Origin of the sequence: Mangrovimonas sp. TPBH4 (assembly GCF_001280505.1) — a bacterium.
In the GTDB taxonomy this organism is placed as follows: Bacteria; Bacteroidota; Bacteroidia; order Flavobacteriales; family Flavobacteriaceae; genus Mangrovimonas_A.
Genome location: NZ_LBIO01000037.1, coordinates 375,523 through 393,449, shown reverse-complemented (window position 1 = coordinate 393,449; position 17,927 = coordinate 375,523). Strand labels below are relative to the sequence as shown.

General features: G+C 37.6%; 15 protein-coding genes. 7 read left to right on the top strand and 8 right to left on the bottom strand.

Annotation, left to right across the window (positions count from 1 at the left end):
* Positions 1–33 precede the first annotated feature (33 nt).
* From gldM to ZA05_RS03125, 6 genes are all read right to left on the bottom strand, one after another.
* Positions 34–1,581, bottom strand: coding sequence for a gliding motility protein GldM (gldM, locus tag ZA05_RS03150; protein WP_053990103.1), 1,548 nt, complete (start codon positions 1,579–1,581; stop codon positions 34–36).
* A gap of 55 nt (positions 1,582–1,636) precedes the next feature.
* On the bottom strand, positions 1,637–2,284 hold the full coding sequence (gene gldL / locus ZA05_RS03145) for a gliding motility protein GldL (protein ID WP_053990104.1): 648 nt from the start codon (positions 2,282–2,284) through the stop codon (positions 1,637–1,639).
* Between the two features lie 78 nt (positions 2,285–2,362).
* Positions 2,363–3,727, bottom strand: coding sequence for a gliding motility lipoprotein GldK (gene gldK / locus ZA05_RS03140; RefSeq protein ID WP_082333638.1), 1,365 nt, complete (start codon positions 3,725–3,727; stop codon positions 2,363–2,365).
* Positions 3,728–3,923: 196 nt separating this feature from the next.
* Positions 3,924–5,090 carry a formimidoylglutamase gene (locus tag ZA05_RS03135; RefSeq protein WP_053990106.1) on the bottom strand — a complete coding sequence of 389 codons (1,167 nt, stop codon included), beginning with the start codon at positions 5,088–5,090 and terminating at the stop codon, positions 3,924–3,926.
* 14 nt (positions 5,091–5,104) lie between these two features.
* Positions 5,105–7,594 carry a type I DNA topoisomerase gene (gene topA / locus ZA05_RS03130; RefSeq protein WP_053990107.1) on the bottom strand — a complete coding sequence of 830 codons (2,490 nt, stop codon included), beginning with the start codon at positions 7,592–7,594 and terminating at the stop codon, positions 5,105–5,107.
* 160 nt (positions 7,595–7,754) lie between these two features.
* On the bottom strand, positions 7,755–8,498 hold the full coding sequence (locus ZA05_RS03125) for a hypothetical protein (RefSeq protein ID WP_053990108.1): 744 nt from the start codon (positions 8,496–8,498) through the stop codon (positions 7,755–7,757).
* Positions 8,499–8,640: 142 nt separating this feature from the next.
* Here ZA05_RS03125 and miaB point away from each other — a divergent pair, with 142 nt between their 5' ends.
* The 7 genes from miaB (at position 8,641) to groL (ending at position 15,448) form a co-directional block, all read left to right on the top strand.
* Positions 8,641–10,086 (top strand): tRNA (N6-isopentenyl adenosine(37)-C2)-methylthiotransferase MiaB, encoded by a 1,446-nt coding sequence (gene miaB, locus ZA05_RS03120; protein ID WP_053990109.1) that lies wholly within the window; start codon positions 8,641–8,643, stop codon positions 10,084–10,086.
* A gap of 88 nt (positions 10,087–10,174) precedes the next feature.
* Positions 10,175–11,434 (top strand): sigma-54-dependent Fis family transcriptional regulator, encoded by a 1,260-nt coding sequence (locus ZA05_RS03115; RefSeq protein WP_053990110.1) that lies wholly within the window; start codon positions 10,175–10,177, stop codon positions 11,432–11,434.
* Positions 11,434–11,943: an LptE family protein gene (locus tag ZA05_RS03110; protein WP_053990111.1), complete on the top strand. Its 510-nt coding sequence runs from the start codon at positions 11,434–11,436 to the stop codon at positions 11,941–11,943. Before ZA05_RS03115 ends, ZA05_RS03110 begins: the two co-directional genes overlap by 1 nt.
* 13 nt (positions 11,944–11,956) lie before the next feature.
* Entirely contained in the window at positions 11,957–12,940 is a 984-nt protein-coding gene (locus tag ZA05_RS03105) for a hypothetical protein (RefSeq protein WP_053990112.1), read from the top strand.
* Between the two features lie 5 nt (positions 12,941–12,945).
* The gene (gene secG, locus ZA05_RS03100) at positions 12,946–13,308 is read left to right on the top strand and encodes a preprotein translocase subunit SecG (RefSeq protein WP_053990113.1); all 363 of its coding nucleotides are present in this window, start codon (positions 12,946–12,948) and stop codon (positions 13,306–13,308) included.
* 149 nt (positions 13,309–13,457) lie between these two features.
* Complete coding sequence (gene groES / locus ZA05_RS03095; protein ID WP_053977040.1) at positions 13,458–13,733, top strand: co-chaperone GroES; 276 nt, start codon at positions 13,458–13,460, stop codon at positions 13,731–13,733.
* An 83-nt stretch (positions 13,734–13,816) separates the two neighbouring features.
* On the top strand, positions 13,817–15,448 hold the full coding sequence (groL, locus tag ZA05_RS03090) for a chaperonin GroEL (protein WP_053990243.1): 1,632 nt from the start codon (positions 13,817–13,819) through the stop codon (positions 15,446–15,448).
* A gap of 62 nt (positions 15,449–15,510) precedes the next feature.
* On the opposite strand, the gene ZA05_RS03085 is transcribed toward groL, so the two are convergent.
* Together ZA05_RS03085 and ZA05_RS03080 are read right to left on the bottom strand one after the other, a co-directional pair.
* A complete protein-coding gene (locus ZA05_RS03085) occupies positions 15,511–16,542 on the bottom strand; it encodes a sugar-transfer associated ATP-grasp domain-containing protein (RefSeq protein WP_053990115.1) in 1,032 nt (343 codons plus the stop codon).
* Between the two features lie 21 nt (positions 16,543–16,563).
* The gene (locus ZA05_RS03080) at positions 16,564–17,901 is read right to left on the bottom strand and encodes a phenylacetate--CoA ligase family protein (RefSeq protein WP_053990116.1); all 1,338 of its coding nucleotides are present in this window, start codon (positions 17,899–17,901) and stop codon (positions 16,564–16,566) included.
* Positions 17,902–17,927: the final 26 nt, after the last annotated feature.

Below are 17,927 nucleotides of genomic sequence, written 5' to 3'. Positions count from 1 at the left end.
CGTATAAAACGTTTGTTGTCTAACTAAAATATCTTAGTTTGTTAATTCGATAATTACTGGAGATACCTTTTTCAACTTGTATGATGAGTTGTTGGTAATCTTAGCATTGATATCAAATATTTGAACAGCATCTCCACGCTTAGCTTTACGCAACGCAGATTTAGCTCTATCATTTAATTTGTTACCGTTAACAGTAATTGTTGGTTGCCCTGGTACTTTGAACTTGAATCCAGAAACACTTAATGGTAAATCGAAATCGAAATCATCCAACTTAGCACCAACAGAAGAAATTTCTAAACCGTTACGTTGCATTGGAACAACTCCATCTTCTCCACGAATAGTACCAGTAGGTGCAGGGATATCCTTAATACGGAAAGTAGCCTTATCACTAACTTTAGTACCATCAGGTAAAGTTCCAGAAACGTTGATAGTAACTTCTCTACCAGAACCTGGCTTCATGTTGTATTTACCAACACCAGATCCCTTAGATAAACCTGTAGCAGACGCTGTTACTTTGTTATCTGGCACGCCAGCGAAAGAAATTGTCATTGGGTTTACAACACCACGGTATACAACATTCATCTTGTCAGCAGAAATTGTTGCTGAGTTTGGTTTAGGTACAACTGCGTAAGTACTCTTTACTGGAATAGAGATAATAGAATCTCCTTCTTTAAATTGGAACTCACCTTCAATTGTTTGCTCACCTACATTACCAGCAGCAAACTTCAACATAGTTTGTCCAGCTTGCATAGCTTCAGCAGGTAATTCTTTACCGTTGATGATTACTTTATCAGCTCTTAACGTTTTGTCATTTTTACCCAAGATGATTCTACCTGTAAACTCTTCTCCTGAGAAGAAAGCAGTTTTGTCCGGTACAACAATAGCGTCAAAGTTTGTTAAAGAAGCTTCCACTTTAAGCTGCTCACCTAACATAGACTGTAATACTTCAGTTTCAGTAGTTTTAACGTCAGCTTGCATCTGAGTCAATTTAGTTAAAGACGCTACCAATGGGAAACCTTTATAGTTGTGGCTTAACCATTCTACAGTTCCAGCACCTCTTTTTACATCTTCAGTAGCAAATTTCTCTTTAACAGATGGCGCCATAGAAGCCGTCATAGGGTTTGCTTCCAAAACAGCTACCACACCATCTCTAAATTCAGCAATTTTAGCTTTGAATTCTTCTCCTTCTGGTTTCAATTTATCACCTTTAAACCAAAGGTTATCCAAGAAGTCTCCTTTATCCATTGACTCATACTCAGTAGGATCGTCCAACTTAGCGGTCATTTCAGTTTTAAGATTGGTTATGTAAGCATCCAAACCAGTTGCTAATTGATCAATTTGATCAGCAGCAGCTTTTAAAGGCTTATACTTTGCTGGTTGTTCGTCAACCTTAGCCGCCAAACCATTCATGAACTGTGTATTTCTCTCAGTAGAAGCCTCGTTGGATTCGGTCAACTTTTCATTCATCAAACCGAAAGCCGAAAGTACTTCTTTTGACATATTCAATGCTAACATCGCAATGAAGATCAAATACATCAAGTTAATCATTTTCTGCCTTGCAGATAATTTTCCTCCTGCCATTTCTAATTAGTTTTTTGTGTTGTTAATTGTTTAAAATTCTAGACTAAAAAACTAATTAGTTTTTGTTCATAGCAGATAGCATACCACCGTAAACACCGTTAAGTGAAGACAAGTTAGAAGCCAAAGATTGCATTTGTTCTTTAAGTTTAGCTGCGTTTTCTACTGCTTCTTCGTTAATTGTCGCTTGACGGTTAACGCTCTCTAATTGTACTTTGTAAAGGCTGTTCAAAGACTCCATTTGAGATGCAGCAAGAGACAACTCTTCACCATACTTTTTAGTTGCAGCGATAGAATCTACTGTTGGGCTGATTCCTTTAGCAGCTCCTTCGAAGTTTTTGATGCTGTTTCCTAAACTTGCCATAAGTTCACCATCAATTTTAGCTTCTTTCAATAAGTTGTCTAATTTCTTAGATAAAAGACCTTCAGCATCTTTAGCTTCTTCTTTCTTAGCTTTTGGTGAAGACTTACCACCTGCCAATTCTGGGTAAACCAAAGACCAATCTAAATCGTCATCTACTGGTTCGAATGCTGAAATCGCGAAAATAATTGCTTCTGATACAAGACCGATAGTTAACATTACGTTACCAGTAAGTGGTCCTAATTCGAAGTGAGTAATCTTAAAAAGTGCTCCAATGATTACGATTGATGCTCCTAATCCGTAAGCCATGTTCATAAAACGCTTACCTGCTTTTGACTGTGCCATAATTTTTGTTTTTAGTTTAAGTTAATATGTATTATTACTTAAGTAGGTTAAATAATAGATTAAATTTTATTGTTTTGATTAGTGTGAATTATTGGTTACTTCAGTTCCCATATAATCCTGTACGGTTCTAAATCCGATATAACTTCTTGCTGAATCTGCGTACTCATAATCTCTTGAGCTCACCTGTAAGAAGTATGCAACATCTTTCCAAGACCCCCCACGTACTACTTTACGTTCGTTAGCAGCATCATTTACATTAGGGTTGATGGTTGAGAAATGCTCGTATGAAGCTGGGTCATAAGATCCTTGCACCCATTCTGACACATTACCTGCCATGTTATATAGGTTGTAATCGTTTGGCTCGTAAGCATCCGCTTCAACAGTATACAAAGCTTGATCTGCTGCATAGTCTCCACGTAATGGTTTAAAGTTTGCCATAAAGCATCCTCTATCATTTTTGGTGTAAGGTCCACCCCAAGGGAAAGTTGCTCCTTGAAGACCACCTCTAGCGGCGTATTCCCACTCTGCTTCAGATGGCAATCTGAATTTATTTACCTGAGCTTTACCTCTAGATTTTTGGTAACCATTCTTATAAATAGTACGCCATTGACAGAATGCATTTGCTTGTTTCCAAGACACTCCAACTACTGGATACGCTCCATAAGCATCATGCCAGAAATAGTCATTGTGCATTGGCTCATTATATGAATAGGCAAAATCACGAATCCAAGCGGTAGTATCCGGATATACAGCAACCTCATCAGTAATAAGTACATCACTTCTTCTAAGGTTTCTGTTTTTTGCAGCCTTTTCGATATCCATATAAGTATATTGGAACTTGAACTTGGTTACGTCCCAAGTACGTTGTCCATTATAGGATTCCTCGATAGGTAGATACATGGTATCCATTACCTCGGCGTAGTATTCATCAGGATAGTCGTTAGTATCCAAAATAAGGTCTACATCCTTATTAAGTTTTCTACCTTCATATCCTGTTGGACCTAAACCACTATAGTTATCCAACATGTACTTTTCGTACACACTCATATCGGCAGTATCTGCATCTTTAAATGCAAACTCTCCAATACCACCATCATCTGGTGTTTTACCAATTTCATCGGCTAGGATCGCCAACTTGGTTCTTACGATTGAGTCACGTACCCAATTCACAAACTGACGATACTCACTGTTAGTGATTTCAGTTTCGTCCATATAAAAGGCCCTTACGGTCACCGTTTTGGTTGGTGCATCTTGTACACCCGCCAGATCATCATCCGATTTACCCATGATGAATGCTCCTCCCGGAACAAGGGTCATACCATAAGGTTTTTCAGGATGCCATTTCTTTCCTTTAACTCCTACCAGTTCTCCTCTGTCACCAGAGCTACAACTGTGTAATAGAGCCAATACAGCGGTTAATAAAGCAAACTTCTTCATATTCATAGAAACTCGAGGTTAAATTATTTAGTTGTAATTATATTTTTTTTCAAAAAAACACTGAGCGTATTTTTTTAAAGGCTGTAAACATATCTATATATTTTCAAAAAACCAATTTTTTTTTGATTTTTTTTGCATTTCATCCTATAAACTTTGCATTTCATCGATGATAAAGTGTTAAAAAAATCAAAAAGTAAATATACTAAAAACTATTCTTTTTATAGGCTTTATACCATCTTTCCGGTATTTTGCCCTGAGTAGCTTCAATATAATCTTCGTACATGCAAGGTAATAACGTATGCTTTTTCAATTTATTATTAACATTTGGTAAAAAAGGTATTTCTATCCACCAACGTCCAGTTTTGATGCTTTTAAAGAAAATAAGCTCATCATCTTCTACCAACACATTGAATTTCTGATAATTAACATCACTCTTAAAATCATCATCCTTCACCCTACAGTTAACACCTTCGACGAAATACCATATCATTTGCGCCATTAACATAGCCGTCACGCTATCGTCACTAGACGGTCTATACTCATATATTCCAAACGAGGTCACCTTGTTACTGATACCTGCATATCGGGAAACTGCGCAAATTTCCTTTCCATCCAATCCGTTTGGAGAATACCGTTGATTTGAACCAAGTTCTGAGGCTTTCACCGATTTTAAATCGACACTAACGATATTAGCATCTCGCATCACCGGTTCTACCAAACTTATATTATTGGAAATCTCCCCCAAACGATAGGCTTCAAAATAAAGCTTCTCCATAAGATCAATTTCCTCCTGCGAATTAAAATAGGTTTGATAACCTACAGCAGAATAATTGAACAAATTAAAAGGTTCTTCCAATATTATCTTACCCAAAAAGCTGTTGTTCTTAATAGGAAGCGAGGCATCTCCCAAATCAAAATTGCTATCCACATTTACAATATTGACCATAGGCGCATAATTATCATAGGCCCTATAGTTGGCATAGGTTAAATCCTGACTACCTCCCAATATAATAGGTATGATTTGCTTTTCTAACAACATACCTACGGTGGTTCGTAAAGCAAAATAGGTATCCTCAACCTTTTCCCCAGGAAGAATATCTCCTAAATCGGCCATAGTAGTGTACCAATTTCCAGGAAACAGACTATACAACGAAGTTCTAACAGCATCAAAAGAAACAATCTCCCCCATAAAATTGACATCATTTCTGTTTTCCAAAACACCAATAATGGCAATTTTTACGCCTTCCAAATCTGGAAAGCCATTCTGTTTGGAGTGAACCCTTAATTTTCTTCCTAGTGCTTGTTGTGATAATAATTCGCCATGGGCTAGCACAGCATCGGATATTGGGGTTAGAAAATCAAAGTTCATTTATGGTACTCCTATTACTTCTTTTTGGTTACTGTTTTTTTTCTAGTAGTTTTTTTCTTTGGCGTATTCTTTTCTATAATGCCTTGGGCTTCTTCCAAAGTCATTTTTGAAACATCCACGGTTTTAGGCAATTCTACCTTTACCTTCCCCTTAATAACATTATGCCTACCCCATCGTGCCTTCTCTACTCTAATGCCTTCCTCTTTCCAATCGTGGATAAGCTTATCTTTTTCCTTTTGAATTTTATCTTCAATTAGTTCAACAATGTCAGTATCTGAAAGGTTATCCCAGTCATACTTTTTATTAACATTGATAAACATATTGTTCCATTTAATATATGGTCCAAATCTCCCCTTACCTTTTTGTACCGGTAAATCTTGATACATATATATAGGAGCGTCTGCCTTTTGCTTTTCCTTTATTAGCTCAACCGCATCATCAAATTCCACACTCAAGGGATCCATTCCTTTCGGCAAGGATACGAAAGATTTTCCAAATTTCACATAGGGTCCAAAACGTCCGTTGTTAACTTCTATGCTTTCTCCCTCAAATTCACCTAAAGTTTTTGGCAATTGGAACAAGTCCATAGCCTCCTCAAAAGTAATAGAACTCAATTGTTGGTCTGGCGCCAAACTAGCAAACTGTGGTTTTTCTTCATCATCAACAGTTCCTATCTGCACCATTGGGCCAAATTTCCCCAAACGTACACTCACTTGTTTCCCGGTAGCAGGGTCAACACCTAAAATACGTTCTCCAGATTCCCTCTCAGCGTTTTCCTCGACATCCTTCACCTGTGGATGAAAGTCTTTGTAGAAGTCCTTCATCATTTTGGACCAATCTACTTTACCTTCGGCAATCTCATCAAAGTCTTCCTCAACTTTTGCCGTAAAGTTGTAATCCAAAATGGTCTCGAAATGATTCACCAAGAAATCAGTTACAATCATCCCGATATCAGTGGGAACCAATTTTCCTTTATCAGAACCTACTTTTTCAGTAAGCGCTTTTTCCTTTACCGAACCGTTTTGAAGCTTCAACTGACTATAAGCTCTTTCTACTCCATCAATATTTCCTTTTTCAACATAATTTCTATTTTGAATGGTAGAAATGGTTGGCGCATAGGTAGACGGTCTTCCAATACCCAATTCCTCCAATTGCTTCACCAATGAAGCTTCGGTATAACGGGCTGGTGGTCTTGTATAGCGTTCGGTGGCGGTTATATAATTATTAAGGAGTGTTTCATTCACCTTAAGTGCTGGCAACATTCCTTCTTGTTCAATATCTTCATCATCGGTTCCTTCCAAATATACCTTCAGGAATCCGTCAAAAGTAATCACCTCTCCATTAGCCGTGAACACATGACTATCAGTAGAAGAACTAATCTTTACATTGGTACGCTCCAACTTGGCTTCACTCATTTGGGAAGCAATGGCACGTTTCCAAATCAAGTCGTATAAACGATCTTGATCTCTATCTACACTAATGGAATGGCGTGAAAAATCGGTAGGACGAATGGCCTCGTGAGCTTCCTGCGCCCCTTTAGCCTTTCCTTTATAGTTTCTTGGCTGACTATAGTCTGATCCGTAAGCTGAATTAATTTCTGCTTGGGCTCCTGCTCTTGCCTCATCGGATAAGTTCACACTATCCGTTCTCATATAAGTAATCAACCCAGATTCATAAAGGCGCTGTGCCAAGGTCATCGTTTTACTTACCGAAAAATATAATTTACGAGCCGCTTCCTGTTGCAAAGTAGACGTAGTAAATGGTGCCGCCGGTGATTTCTTGGCTGGCTTTTTCTCTAGATCAGCTACTTTAAACTCTGCTTTGACATTGGCTTCCAAAAAGGCATAAGCCTCTTCTTTTGTACTGAAGTTCTTCGGAAGTTTTGCCTTGAAAACTTGCCCATCTTCATTTGAAAACTCAGCATCTATTCTAAAAGACGCTTCCGCAGTAAAGTTTTGGATGTCGCGTTCGCGTTCTACAATCAATCTTACAGACACTGATTGCACTCTTCCCGCCGAAAGACCTCCTTTTACCTTTCTCCATAAAACAGGAGACAACTCATAACCCACAATTCTATCCAACACACGACGCGCTTGTTGTGCATCTACTAAATCGTAATCAATACCCCTTGGATTTTCAATCGCCTTTTGAATGGCCGTCTTGGTAATCTCGTGAAATACGATACGCTTGGTCTTGGCCTTATCCAATTTTAAAGTCTCAGCAAGGTGCCATGCAATGGCCTCCCCTTCACGGTCCTCATCACTCGCCAACCATATCGTTTCTGCTTTCCCAGCTAAGGTCTTCAGTTTTTTAACAACATCTTTCTTATCCTTGGACACTAGATATTTTGGCTTAAAATCTCCATCAACATCTACCCCCAATTCCTTTGAAGGCAAATCTGCAATATGTCCAAAACTAGACTCAACCTTAAAGTCTTTTCCTAGGAATTTCTCTATGGTTTTGGCCTTTGCAGGGGACTCAACTATCACTAAATTCTTTGCCATTTTTCTTATTTTAAGGCTACAAATGTATATCAAAAAAAATATATCATCCTAATTTAACATTTTTTAACCCCCAGATATTGCGCAATTTTTCTGGAATCACAAAAAAAAGCCTGAAAAAATTCAGACTTTTACAACTATAACTAAAACAAATGAAAATAGCCTATTCAAAAGGTAATTCGTGAGGCTCAAAACCAACACTGTCCTTATATATATAGTATGCCGGCAAGTAGGCAAAGGATGCCGTTATCAAAAGTCCAACTCCACAAAGCACAAGCCCTATTACTTCGGCAAACAATCCTGAAATAACAATTAATCCAAAAGTGATGAGCCACTTTTTATTTCCCAAATCAAAACTGGACTTCACAATATCCCTAACGTCCATTTCTGGGTTAAATGCAAAAATCACATTCATTAGGGTTATAGGCACCATGACATATATTATAGGCAAAAAACATAACAATGCAGCCAATAGGGAAATCCCATAACTGATCAATGCCAACTTTACCACTTTCACCAAATAAGGTTTCTTTAAATAATAGAAGTAATCATCCTTTTCTACCAAGTCAAGATCTTTCGCCTTGCAAATACGATAAAAGGATGCCTTAAGCCCAAAAGCAATGACCATAGCAAAAAAAGCAAATAGCAACATAAACACCACAAAAGGAACCATCAATAATGGATTTACTTGATTATCCTGAAAAGCTTCCGGATTCCAAATACCCATTGCCACCATTGGCAGATACATTATTATATAGAAGGGTGCCAACATAGCAATGGTTATCAAAATCATGATGAGACCTTGAACCCATACTTTTTTAAATAGCTCGATACAATTACTGAAGATAGTGCCAAAATCCAATGGTTTGGAAGCATTAATTCTAGATTGAAGTTCTGAAAAAGTCATATTTAATTAATTGGTTACCTGTTAAAAATAGCGCTTATTATTAACATATTAAAATTAACAATAACACTGTCAACTTGTCATAGATTACAAATAAATCGTATCTTTGCACACTTAATGAACACGGAACGCTTCAGTATTATATATGGAAAAGATTATAGATGAGAACAAGCAGGGCCAAAGCCTTGTTTTAGAACAAAAGGAAGGTAACCAGCGAAAACTGTTTATTGAAAGTTATGGTTGCCAAATGAATTTTAGCGACAGTGAAATTGTAGCCTCGATTCTTTCTAAAAACGGATTTAACACGACCCAAAACCTTGAAGATGCCGATTTGGTTTTGGTAAATACATGCTCCATTCGAGACAAAGCAGAACAAACGGTTCGTAAACGTTTGGAAAAATACAATGCCGTAAAAAAAATCAACCCAAACATGAAAGTTGGTGTTTTGGGCTGTATGGCAGAACGCTTGAAAAGTAAATTCCTTGAGGAAGAAAAAATTGTAGACCTTGTTGTTGGGCCAGACGCCTACAAAGACTTGCCTAACCTTGTTGCCGAAGTGGATGAAGGAAGAAATGCCGTTAACGTGATTCTTTCCAAAGAAGAAACCTATGGTGATATTTCTCCTGTGCGTTTAAACTCCAACGGTGTTACTGCTTTTGTATCTATCACAAGAGGTTGTGACAATATGTGTACCTTCTGTGTCGTTCCTTTTACACGTGGTCGTGAGCGCAGTCGTGACCCACAGAGTATTATGGAAGAAATCAACGATCTATGGAGCAAAGGCTATAAAGAAGTGACGCTTTTGGGACAAAACGTAGACAGTTACCTTTGGTATGGTGGAGGACTTAAGAAAGATTTCGAAAAGGCCTCAGACATGCAAAAAGCCACGGCCGTTAACTTTGCAAACCTTTTGGAAATGTGCGCCACGGCACAACCAAAAATGCGTTTCCGCTTTTCAACATCCAACCCTCAGGACATGACTTTGGATGTGATTGAAGCCATGGCTAAACACAATAACATCTGTAATTACATCCATTTGCCGGTACAGAGCGGAAGTAACCGTATTTTAAAGGAAATGAACCGTCAGCATACGCGTGAAGAGTATTTTGAATTGATTGACAACATCAAAAGACTCATTCCAGACTGTGCCATTTCTCAAGATATGATTTCTGGGTTCCCAACCGAAACTGAAGAAGACCACAAAGATACCTTGAGCCTGATGGAATATGTAAAATACGACTTCGGGTTTATGTTTGCGTATTCCGAAAGACCTGGAACTTTGGCGGAGCGCAAAATGGAAGATGATGTTCCTGCAGAGACCAAAAAACGTCGTTTGGAGGAAATCATAGTATTGCAACAAAAACACGCCTTGTACCGCACCGAACAACATCTTGGTAAAGTTGAGGAAGTGTTGATTGAGAAAGAATCCAAAAGATCTGACGCTCACTGGTCTGGAAGAAACAGCCAAAACACCGTGGTGGTATTCCCTAAAGAAAACTACCAAGTAGGAGATTTTGTAAATGTAAAGATTACTGAATGTACCTCCGCCACCTTAATTGGAGAAGCTGTAGGATATTCAGAAAATAATTAGATAAAAGACAGTAGAACAAAGCGAAAGGAATCAATATCACTTTAAATATTTTGATTCGTTTCTCTTAACTCTAAAATCTAACAGATAAATGGAATCAGTACAAGCCATTAAACAACGATTCGGAATCATTGGTAACGACCCTAAACTTAATCGTGCCATTGAAAAAGCCATACAGGTTGCCCCTACGGACATTTCGGTATTGGTTACGGGAGAGAGTGGTGTTGGTAAAGAGAGTATTCCGAAAATTATCCATCAGCTTTCCCACAGAAAGCATGGAAAATATATTGCTGTTAACTGTGGTGCCATTCCAGAAGGGACTATTGACAGTGAATTATTTGGGCACGAAAAAGGCGCCTTCACCGGAGCCACCCAAACCCGTAGCGGTTATTTTGAAGTCGCCGATGGCGGAACCATATTTCTTGATGAAGTTGGAGAATTACCTTTGACCACTCAAGTGCGTTTATTACGTGTCTTAGAAAATGGCGAGTTTATTAAAGTGGGTTCCAGTAAAGTCCAAAAAACCAACGTCCGTATTGTGGCCGCTACCAACGTGAATATGTTCGAGGCCATCAAAAAGGAGAAATTCCGTGAGGATCTTTATTACCGTTTAAGTACGGTTGAAATCAACATTCCACCCCTTCGCGAGCGAAAAGAAGATATCCATTTATTGTTCAGAAAATTTGCCAGTGATTTTGCACTGAAATACAAAATGCCTACCGTAAAACTTACGGACGATGCTATTAATTTGTTGCAGAAATACAGATGGAACGGTAACATTCGTCAATTGCGAAATGTTGCTGAGCAAGCTTCGGTTTTGGAACACAACAGGACCTTAAATGCTCAAGCTTTACAACATTATTTACCAAGTGGTGGAAGCAATCTTCCTGCGGTGATTAGTACTTCTAAATCCGAAAGTGATTTTAGCAGCGAAAGGGAAATTCTTTACAAGGTACTTTTTGACATGAAAAGTGACTTGAACGATTTGAAGAAATTGACCATGGAGCTCATGAAAAATGGCAATGTCCAAGATATTCAGAAGGATCATGAAGGCTTGATTTCCAAAATTTACGGTAATACTGATGACGACGAAAGCAATATAGAAGACTTGGAAGTGTTATCCATTCCAGAGAAAACCCACGAACCTATCGATGTTCCTGAAACTCCAATGGACAAATACCATTTTGCGGAAGAAATTGATGAAGAAGAAACGTTGTCATTACAGGACAAGGAATTGGAATTAATTAAAAAATCCCTTGAACGTCACCAAGGAAAACGTAAATTGGCTGCTGCCGAACTAGGTATAAGCGAACGCACCTTGTACCGCAAAATAAAACAATACGACCTATAATGAGATTTTTGACCTACTTCATCTTATGCGCCCTGTCATTGGTGATGATATCTTGTAAAGTATCCTACGGATTTACAGGAGCTTCCATTCCGGCGGGAACACAAACTTTTCAGGTAAATTATTTCCAAAATAATGCCGCTTTGGTAGAACCTGGCCTGGATAGGGACTTTACCCTTGCCCTTCAAGATTTAATTTTAAACCAAACCAGTTTAGACTTGGTAAACTCGGGAGGTGATTTAGTGTACGAAGGTGAAATTACCGAATACCGTATTTCTCCCACAACGGCCACAGCCGAAAATAAAGCGGCCCAAAACAGGCTGACAATAGGAGTGAATGTGCGCTTTTATGACAGAAACAACCCCGAAGGTGACCTTGAACAGCGTTTTTCCTTTTTCTATGATTACCCAGCAACAGCGCAACTTATTGGAGGAACTAGAGATACTGCCTTTGCTGAAATTTTTGAAAGGTTGACACAAGACATTTTTAATGCTACATTAGCTAAATGGTAATTTAATTCAACCTATGCAATTGCAGGATATTACATATCTACTTCAACACCCTCAGGAATTTACTTCCGAGCAATTGAGTGACATCACTGCTGTGATTAAGGAATACCCTTATTTTCAGGCGGCACGTGCATTGCATTTAAAAGGCTTGAAACATACCGAAAGTTTTAAGTATAACCAAGAATTGAAAATTACCGCAGCCTATACGACGGACCGCAGTATTCTATTTGATTACATTACTTCCGAAGCTTTTAACCAAAATGAGATTTCATTTCAAATCAAACAGAATTCAGAACATATCAAGCAATTGGATGTTAATGAAGAAAGTGATATTTCGGTAAATAAAAGTGTCCTAATTGACGATGCCCTAAAGCAGCACATTAAAGATACCGAAGGTGTCCTTGATCCTTTTCTATTTGAAGAAAAAACTAATGAAGACGACACCGCAAATTACCAAAATAGCGTTCCTGAAAACCAAGCATCACCAATTATAGCTGTAGACACAGCGAATATAGAACAAACGCCAGAAGAACAGCTTCAAATTGGTAAACCTTTGGATTTCGAAAAAAATGAAACCCACTCCTTTTCTGAATGGCTTAAGATAACCAGTTTTAAACCTATTGAAAGAAAAGATACTATTGAAGAAGAAGAAGAAGCATCAATAACTCCTCCTGTTTCTGAACCCTCTGAGCCCGCAACCAAACCGAGGCCCATGGACAGCAAATTGGATTTAATTGATAAATTCCTGAACAGCAATCCTAAAATTGTCCCCTCTAAAGAGGCCAGTCCAAGTCCTAAGCTTAACCATAAAAAGGATGACAACCAAAATGACGGTCTAATGACTGAAACTTTGGCCCGAATTTATCTGGAACAGAAAAATTATGACAAGGCAATTCAATCTTATAAAATTTTAAGTTTGAAATATCCAGAAAAAAGTGGTTTCTTTGCAGACCAAATTAAAGCAGTTAAAAAATTACAAGAAAATAATACTAAAGAATAAGAAGCATGTTTACAATATTTTTAGTCCTTATAGTGCTTATCGCATTTTTGTTGGTAGTAGTGATTATGGTTCAAAATCCTAAAGGAGGCGGATTATCTTCTTCTTTTGGCGGTGGAGGTACCCAACAATTGGGAGGTGTTAAAAAAACCACCGATTTCTTGGACAAAAGTACTTGGGGATTGGCAACCGTACTATTGGCACTTATTTTATTATCAAATGTAGCCATTGGTGGTGGAAACGGAGTTACGGAATCCAAAGCTCTTGACAGTGATACTTCCGTAGAACAACCAATTCAAGACACGCCTGCCACTACAACGCCAGCAGACACTCAGGAAACTAACGCTGTAAGCAACGATTCAGCTCAATAATATCTGAAGATATATTCGTAAAAAATGCCAACCTTTAAGGTTGGCATTTTTTTGTTACTGAAAGTTTGTCAGTCACTTTTAATTGGCACATTTTTGGCTTCTTCCAATTTCGAAAAACAAGTTTAATTAATCATAAAAATATATTACCAATGGGATTAAACATTAAACCATTAGCAGACAGAGTTCTTATTGAGCCTGTAGAAGCAGAAACTAAAACAGCTTCAGGAATCATTATCCCTGATACTGCCAAGGAAAAACCCCAAAAAGGAAAAGTTATTGCTGTAGGTAACGGAACCAAAGACGAACCTATGACTGTACAAGTTGGTGAAATGGTATTATACGGAAAATATGCCGGTACTGAGCTTAAATTGGAAGGTAAAGATTATTTGATCATGAGAGAAAGTGACATTCTTGCAATTGTCTAATTTCTTTTCGATATATTCCATTAATGCTCTCAATGAGTTTAACGTTTAAAAATATTTCAAATTAAATTTTAAAAGAATTTATTATGGCAAAAGATATAAAATTCGACATAGAAGCACGTGACGGTTTAAAACGCGGTGTGGATGCATTGGCAAATGCAGTAAAAGTAACTTTAGGACCAAAAGGTCGTAACGTAATCATTAGCCGTTCTTTTGGAGCTCCACAGGTAACCAAGGATGGTGTAAGTGTAGCCAAAGAAGTTGAGCTTGAAGATGAGCTTGAAAACATGGGAGCTCAAATGGTTAAGGAAGTTGCTTCCAAAACCAACGATTTGGCTGGTGACGGTACCACTACGGCTACAGTTTTAGCACAAGCTATTGTTAAAGAAGGCTTGAAAAACGTTGCTGCAGGTGCCAATCCAATGGATTTAAAGCGCGGTATCGATAAGGCTGTAGAAGCTATTACTGCCGACTTGGAAAAACAATCTGAAGAGGTGGGAAACTCTTCTGAAAAAATCAAGCAAGTTGCTGCCATTTCTGCCAACAACGATGACACTATTGGTGATTTAATCGCCCAAGCTTTTTCTAAAGTTGGAAAAGAAGGTGTGATTACTGTTGAGGAAGCTAAAGGTACCGATACTTATGTAGACGTTGTGGAAGGTATGCAATTTGACAGAGGTTACCTTTCTCCTTACTTTGTAACCGATGCCGATAAAATGATTGCCGATTTAGAAAATCCATACATTTTATTGTTCGATAAAAAGATTTCTAACTTACAGGAAATCCTTCCAATTTTGGAACCAGTGGCACAATCTGGTCGGCCATTGTTAATCATTGCTGAAGATGTTGAAGGTCAAGCCTTGGCTACTTTGGTAGTAAACAAACTTCGTGGAGGTTTAAAGATTGCTGCTGTTAAGGCTCCTGGATTTGGAGATCGTCGTAAAGCAATGCTTGAAGACATCGCCATCCTTACCGGTGGTGTGGTAATCTCAGAAGAAAGAGGATTCTCTCTTGAAAATGCCGATTTGAGCATGTTAGGAACTGCTGAAACAGTTACCATCGACAAAGACAATACAACAATTGTTAATGGTTCTGGAAATGCTGAAGACATTAAAGCTAGAGTAAACCAAATCAAAGCTCAAATTGAGACTACTACTTCAGACTACGACAAAGAAAAACTGCAAGAGCGTTTGGCTAAATTAGCTGGAGGTGTAGCTGTACTTTACGTTGGTGCTGCAAGTGAAGTTGAAATGAAGGAGAAAAAAGACCGTGTGGACGATGCATTGCATGCTACAAGAGCCGCAGTTGAAGAAGGTATCGTAGCAGGTGGTGGTGTGGCCTTGGTAAGAGCCAAAGCTGTACTGGAGAGCATTACTACTGAAAACTTAGATGAAGTTACAGGTATCCAAATTGTAGCACGCGCTATCGAAGCTCCTCTACGTACTATCGTTGAAAACGCCGGTGGAGAAGGAAGCGTAGTAGTTGCTAAAGTAAAAGAAGGTAAAAAAGACTTTGGTTACGATGCCAAATCTGAAACTTATGTAGATATGCTTAAAGCTGGTATTATCGATCCTAAGAAAGTAACACGTATTGCTCTTGAAAATGCAGCCTCTGTTTCTGGAATGATCTTGACTACCGAGTGTGCTTTAATCGACATTAAAGAAGATGCACCTGCAATGCCTCCAATGGGAGGTGGCGGAATGCCAGGTATGATGTAATGTCAAAACTATAAACATAAAAAAACCGAAGCTCAATAGCTTCGGTTTTTTTATGTTATTTTTCAACTAACTTCCTCCAAAATACCCCGATACAAAGGGTGTTTTAAATATCCTCCAAATGCGATATCCGCCATGAAAATAGAAGGATATTCATTAGCTTCAATTATTACAGGCCCATCCTTGGAAACTGCAATATCCCAGCCAATATAACGATCTGGGAGACAATTCACAGCCTGAAACACCAATTCTTTAACTTCTTTAAAAAAAGGGATTTTATATCCTTTAAACACAAATCCAGAATCTGGATGCTCTGTGTACTCCGCCCCTCCATACTCCATATATTGATGGCCAACTTCCCTTAACGTTCCACTTTCAAGATCTATCCCTACATAAAAACCTCCAGCATGAGCATTGTCCACAAAACCACTCCCCACACCAAATCGCATAAAAGCAGATAAAATATGGATTTCGTTTTGCTTGTCAATAAATGTTTCTACCCTAATGGTATTTACACAGTTGGGATGAATTTTATTGACATTCTCATGTTGAATAACCACCTCCTCATGAATGCAACAATTCTGCAAAATAAAATCTCTATGTAGTTCTAAATCCTTCTCTAAATTGTCTTTGGATAATCTATAGCAACCTGTCCCTCCATAAAGAGAAATGGGCTTAAGGAAAATCACAGAATGCCCAGAATCCTCAAAAACCATTTTAAAAAAATCCAGTAACTCCTTTCCCTTTTCAACAACATACAATTGCTTTTTATAAAAAAAATGTGACTCAAAATTATAGCTAATCAAAGCGGGGACTGGCAAATCATTTTGTTTACAAAACAGTGAAAAATTAAGTTTATTTGAAATAATTGTCAGGTATTCCTCTTTATGAAATGTGTCTTTGTATTTTATTCTATTAGCTTCTTTAGTACCAATGTAATCTTGATAATTGTCCACATTTTTTCGATATAGATATTTGAAGTAATAAAAAGGGATTTCCTTTTTCTGAAACAAAAGCACCGTACATTCCTTTATTATTTTTAATGGGGGCTTCTTATTTTTATCTTTTAAGAATACAGCTAATCTATTCTGCTTCATACTATTGCTATTTTAGGTCCTTTATATAGCTGCCATGCCTCTATCTTTGGATGCCTTCTGACTTTTGTTAACCACAAATTTTCTTTTTCCAGAAGAAAGCAAAGGAATTTCATTTACATATTCAAATTCAATTTCTGCATCGACACCTAATAAATTTATGAATTCTTTTCTAATCTCACCTTCTGAGTTAAAAGACTTGTCCACATTTAATTTAAACAAGTATCGTTTGTCACTTTCTTGAATGAATTGATATTGTTTTATATGAGGATACTTTAAAATATTGTATACAGCATATGATGAAATGAAATTACCCTTGGAATCGAAAATCATATCCATCTTTCTACCTTCAATGTTCATCAAAACCGGATACTCGTCAACATGTCCCTTTTCATAATCCATCATACCAATATCGCCCGTGTCATACCGTATCATCGGCATACACTTATTAAACAAATCTGTTACCACTATTCTTCCCAACTCACCCTTTTCAACTGGTTCAGGACTATTAAGTTTTAAAATTTCCACGTAGTAACTAGCCCAATTAATATAAAAGCCATTTTTATGACCCAATAATTGCTGAGCAATTATACCGTTTTCCACATTGGAATATCTGGAGACAACCTCTACATTATAATAGCTTTCTATAACCTCTTTGGTTTCTTGGTTCAATTTTTCTCCAACAGCAATTATGGATTTAAGCCCACAATCACTGGGAGCTTTTCTTCCTGATTTCAAAATATAATCCCTTATTTCATCCAATGCCGAGGCATAGGATACAATACCTTTGCTAGAGTTATTTTTCTCGATTTCACCCAACAGACCTTCAATATCCCTATTCGTCAATTTTGAAACAGGGTGCATATAAATATGTCGTTTCCATGCTTCTAAGGGCGTTTTACTATTGTATTGATCCCAATGCCGAATATAGAATAGTTTATCTCCAACATTAAACCCTGTTAATTCGGCGAAATAAATCACATCGGCAGTGTTCCTAAACTTTTTATGAAGATTTTGATATACTTTGAAAGGAGTCCCAGTTGAACCACTTGTGTATGCAGAAAAATTTTCTTTATCTAAGTAATTAGATGATTTAAAATCATTGTAATAATTTACTATTATATTTTTGTCTATAACCGGGAAATCGGAGAGCGTTTTATACCCTTTATAGTCTTTATAAAATGGTGTAGTAGCAACCGCATGCTGTAAAATTGCGTTTAAATTAACTTTTTGTTTTTCCTTAGAGGTAATCGAATTAAGGTTTTTCAGAATCCCTTTCACCTCCGTATACTGATTTTTAATATGATTGCCTTTGATGAAGTCAACACACCAAAACACCTTTTGCCTAAACAACTCTAACATCCCAATATCTACTATTAATTAATTCC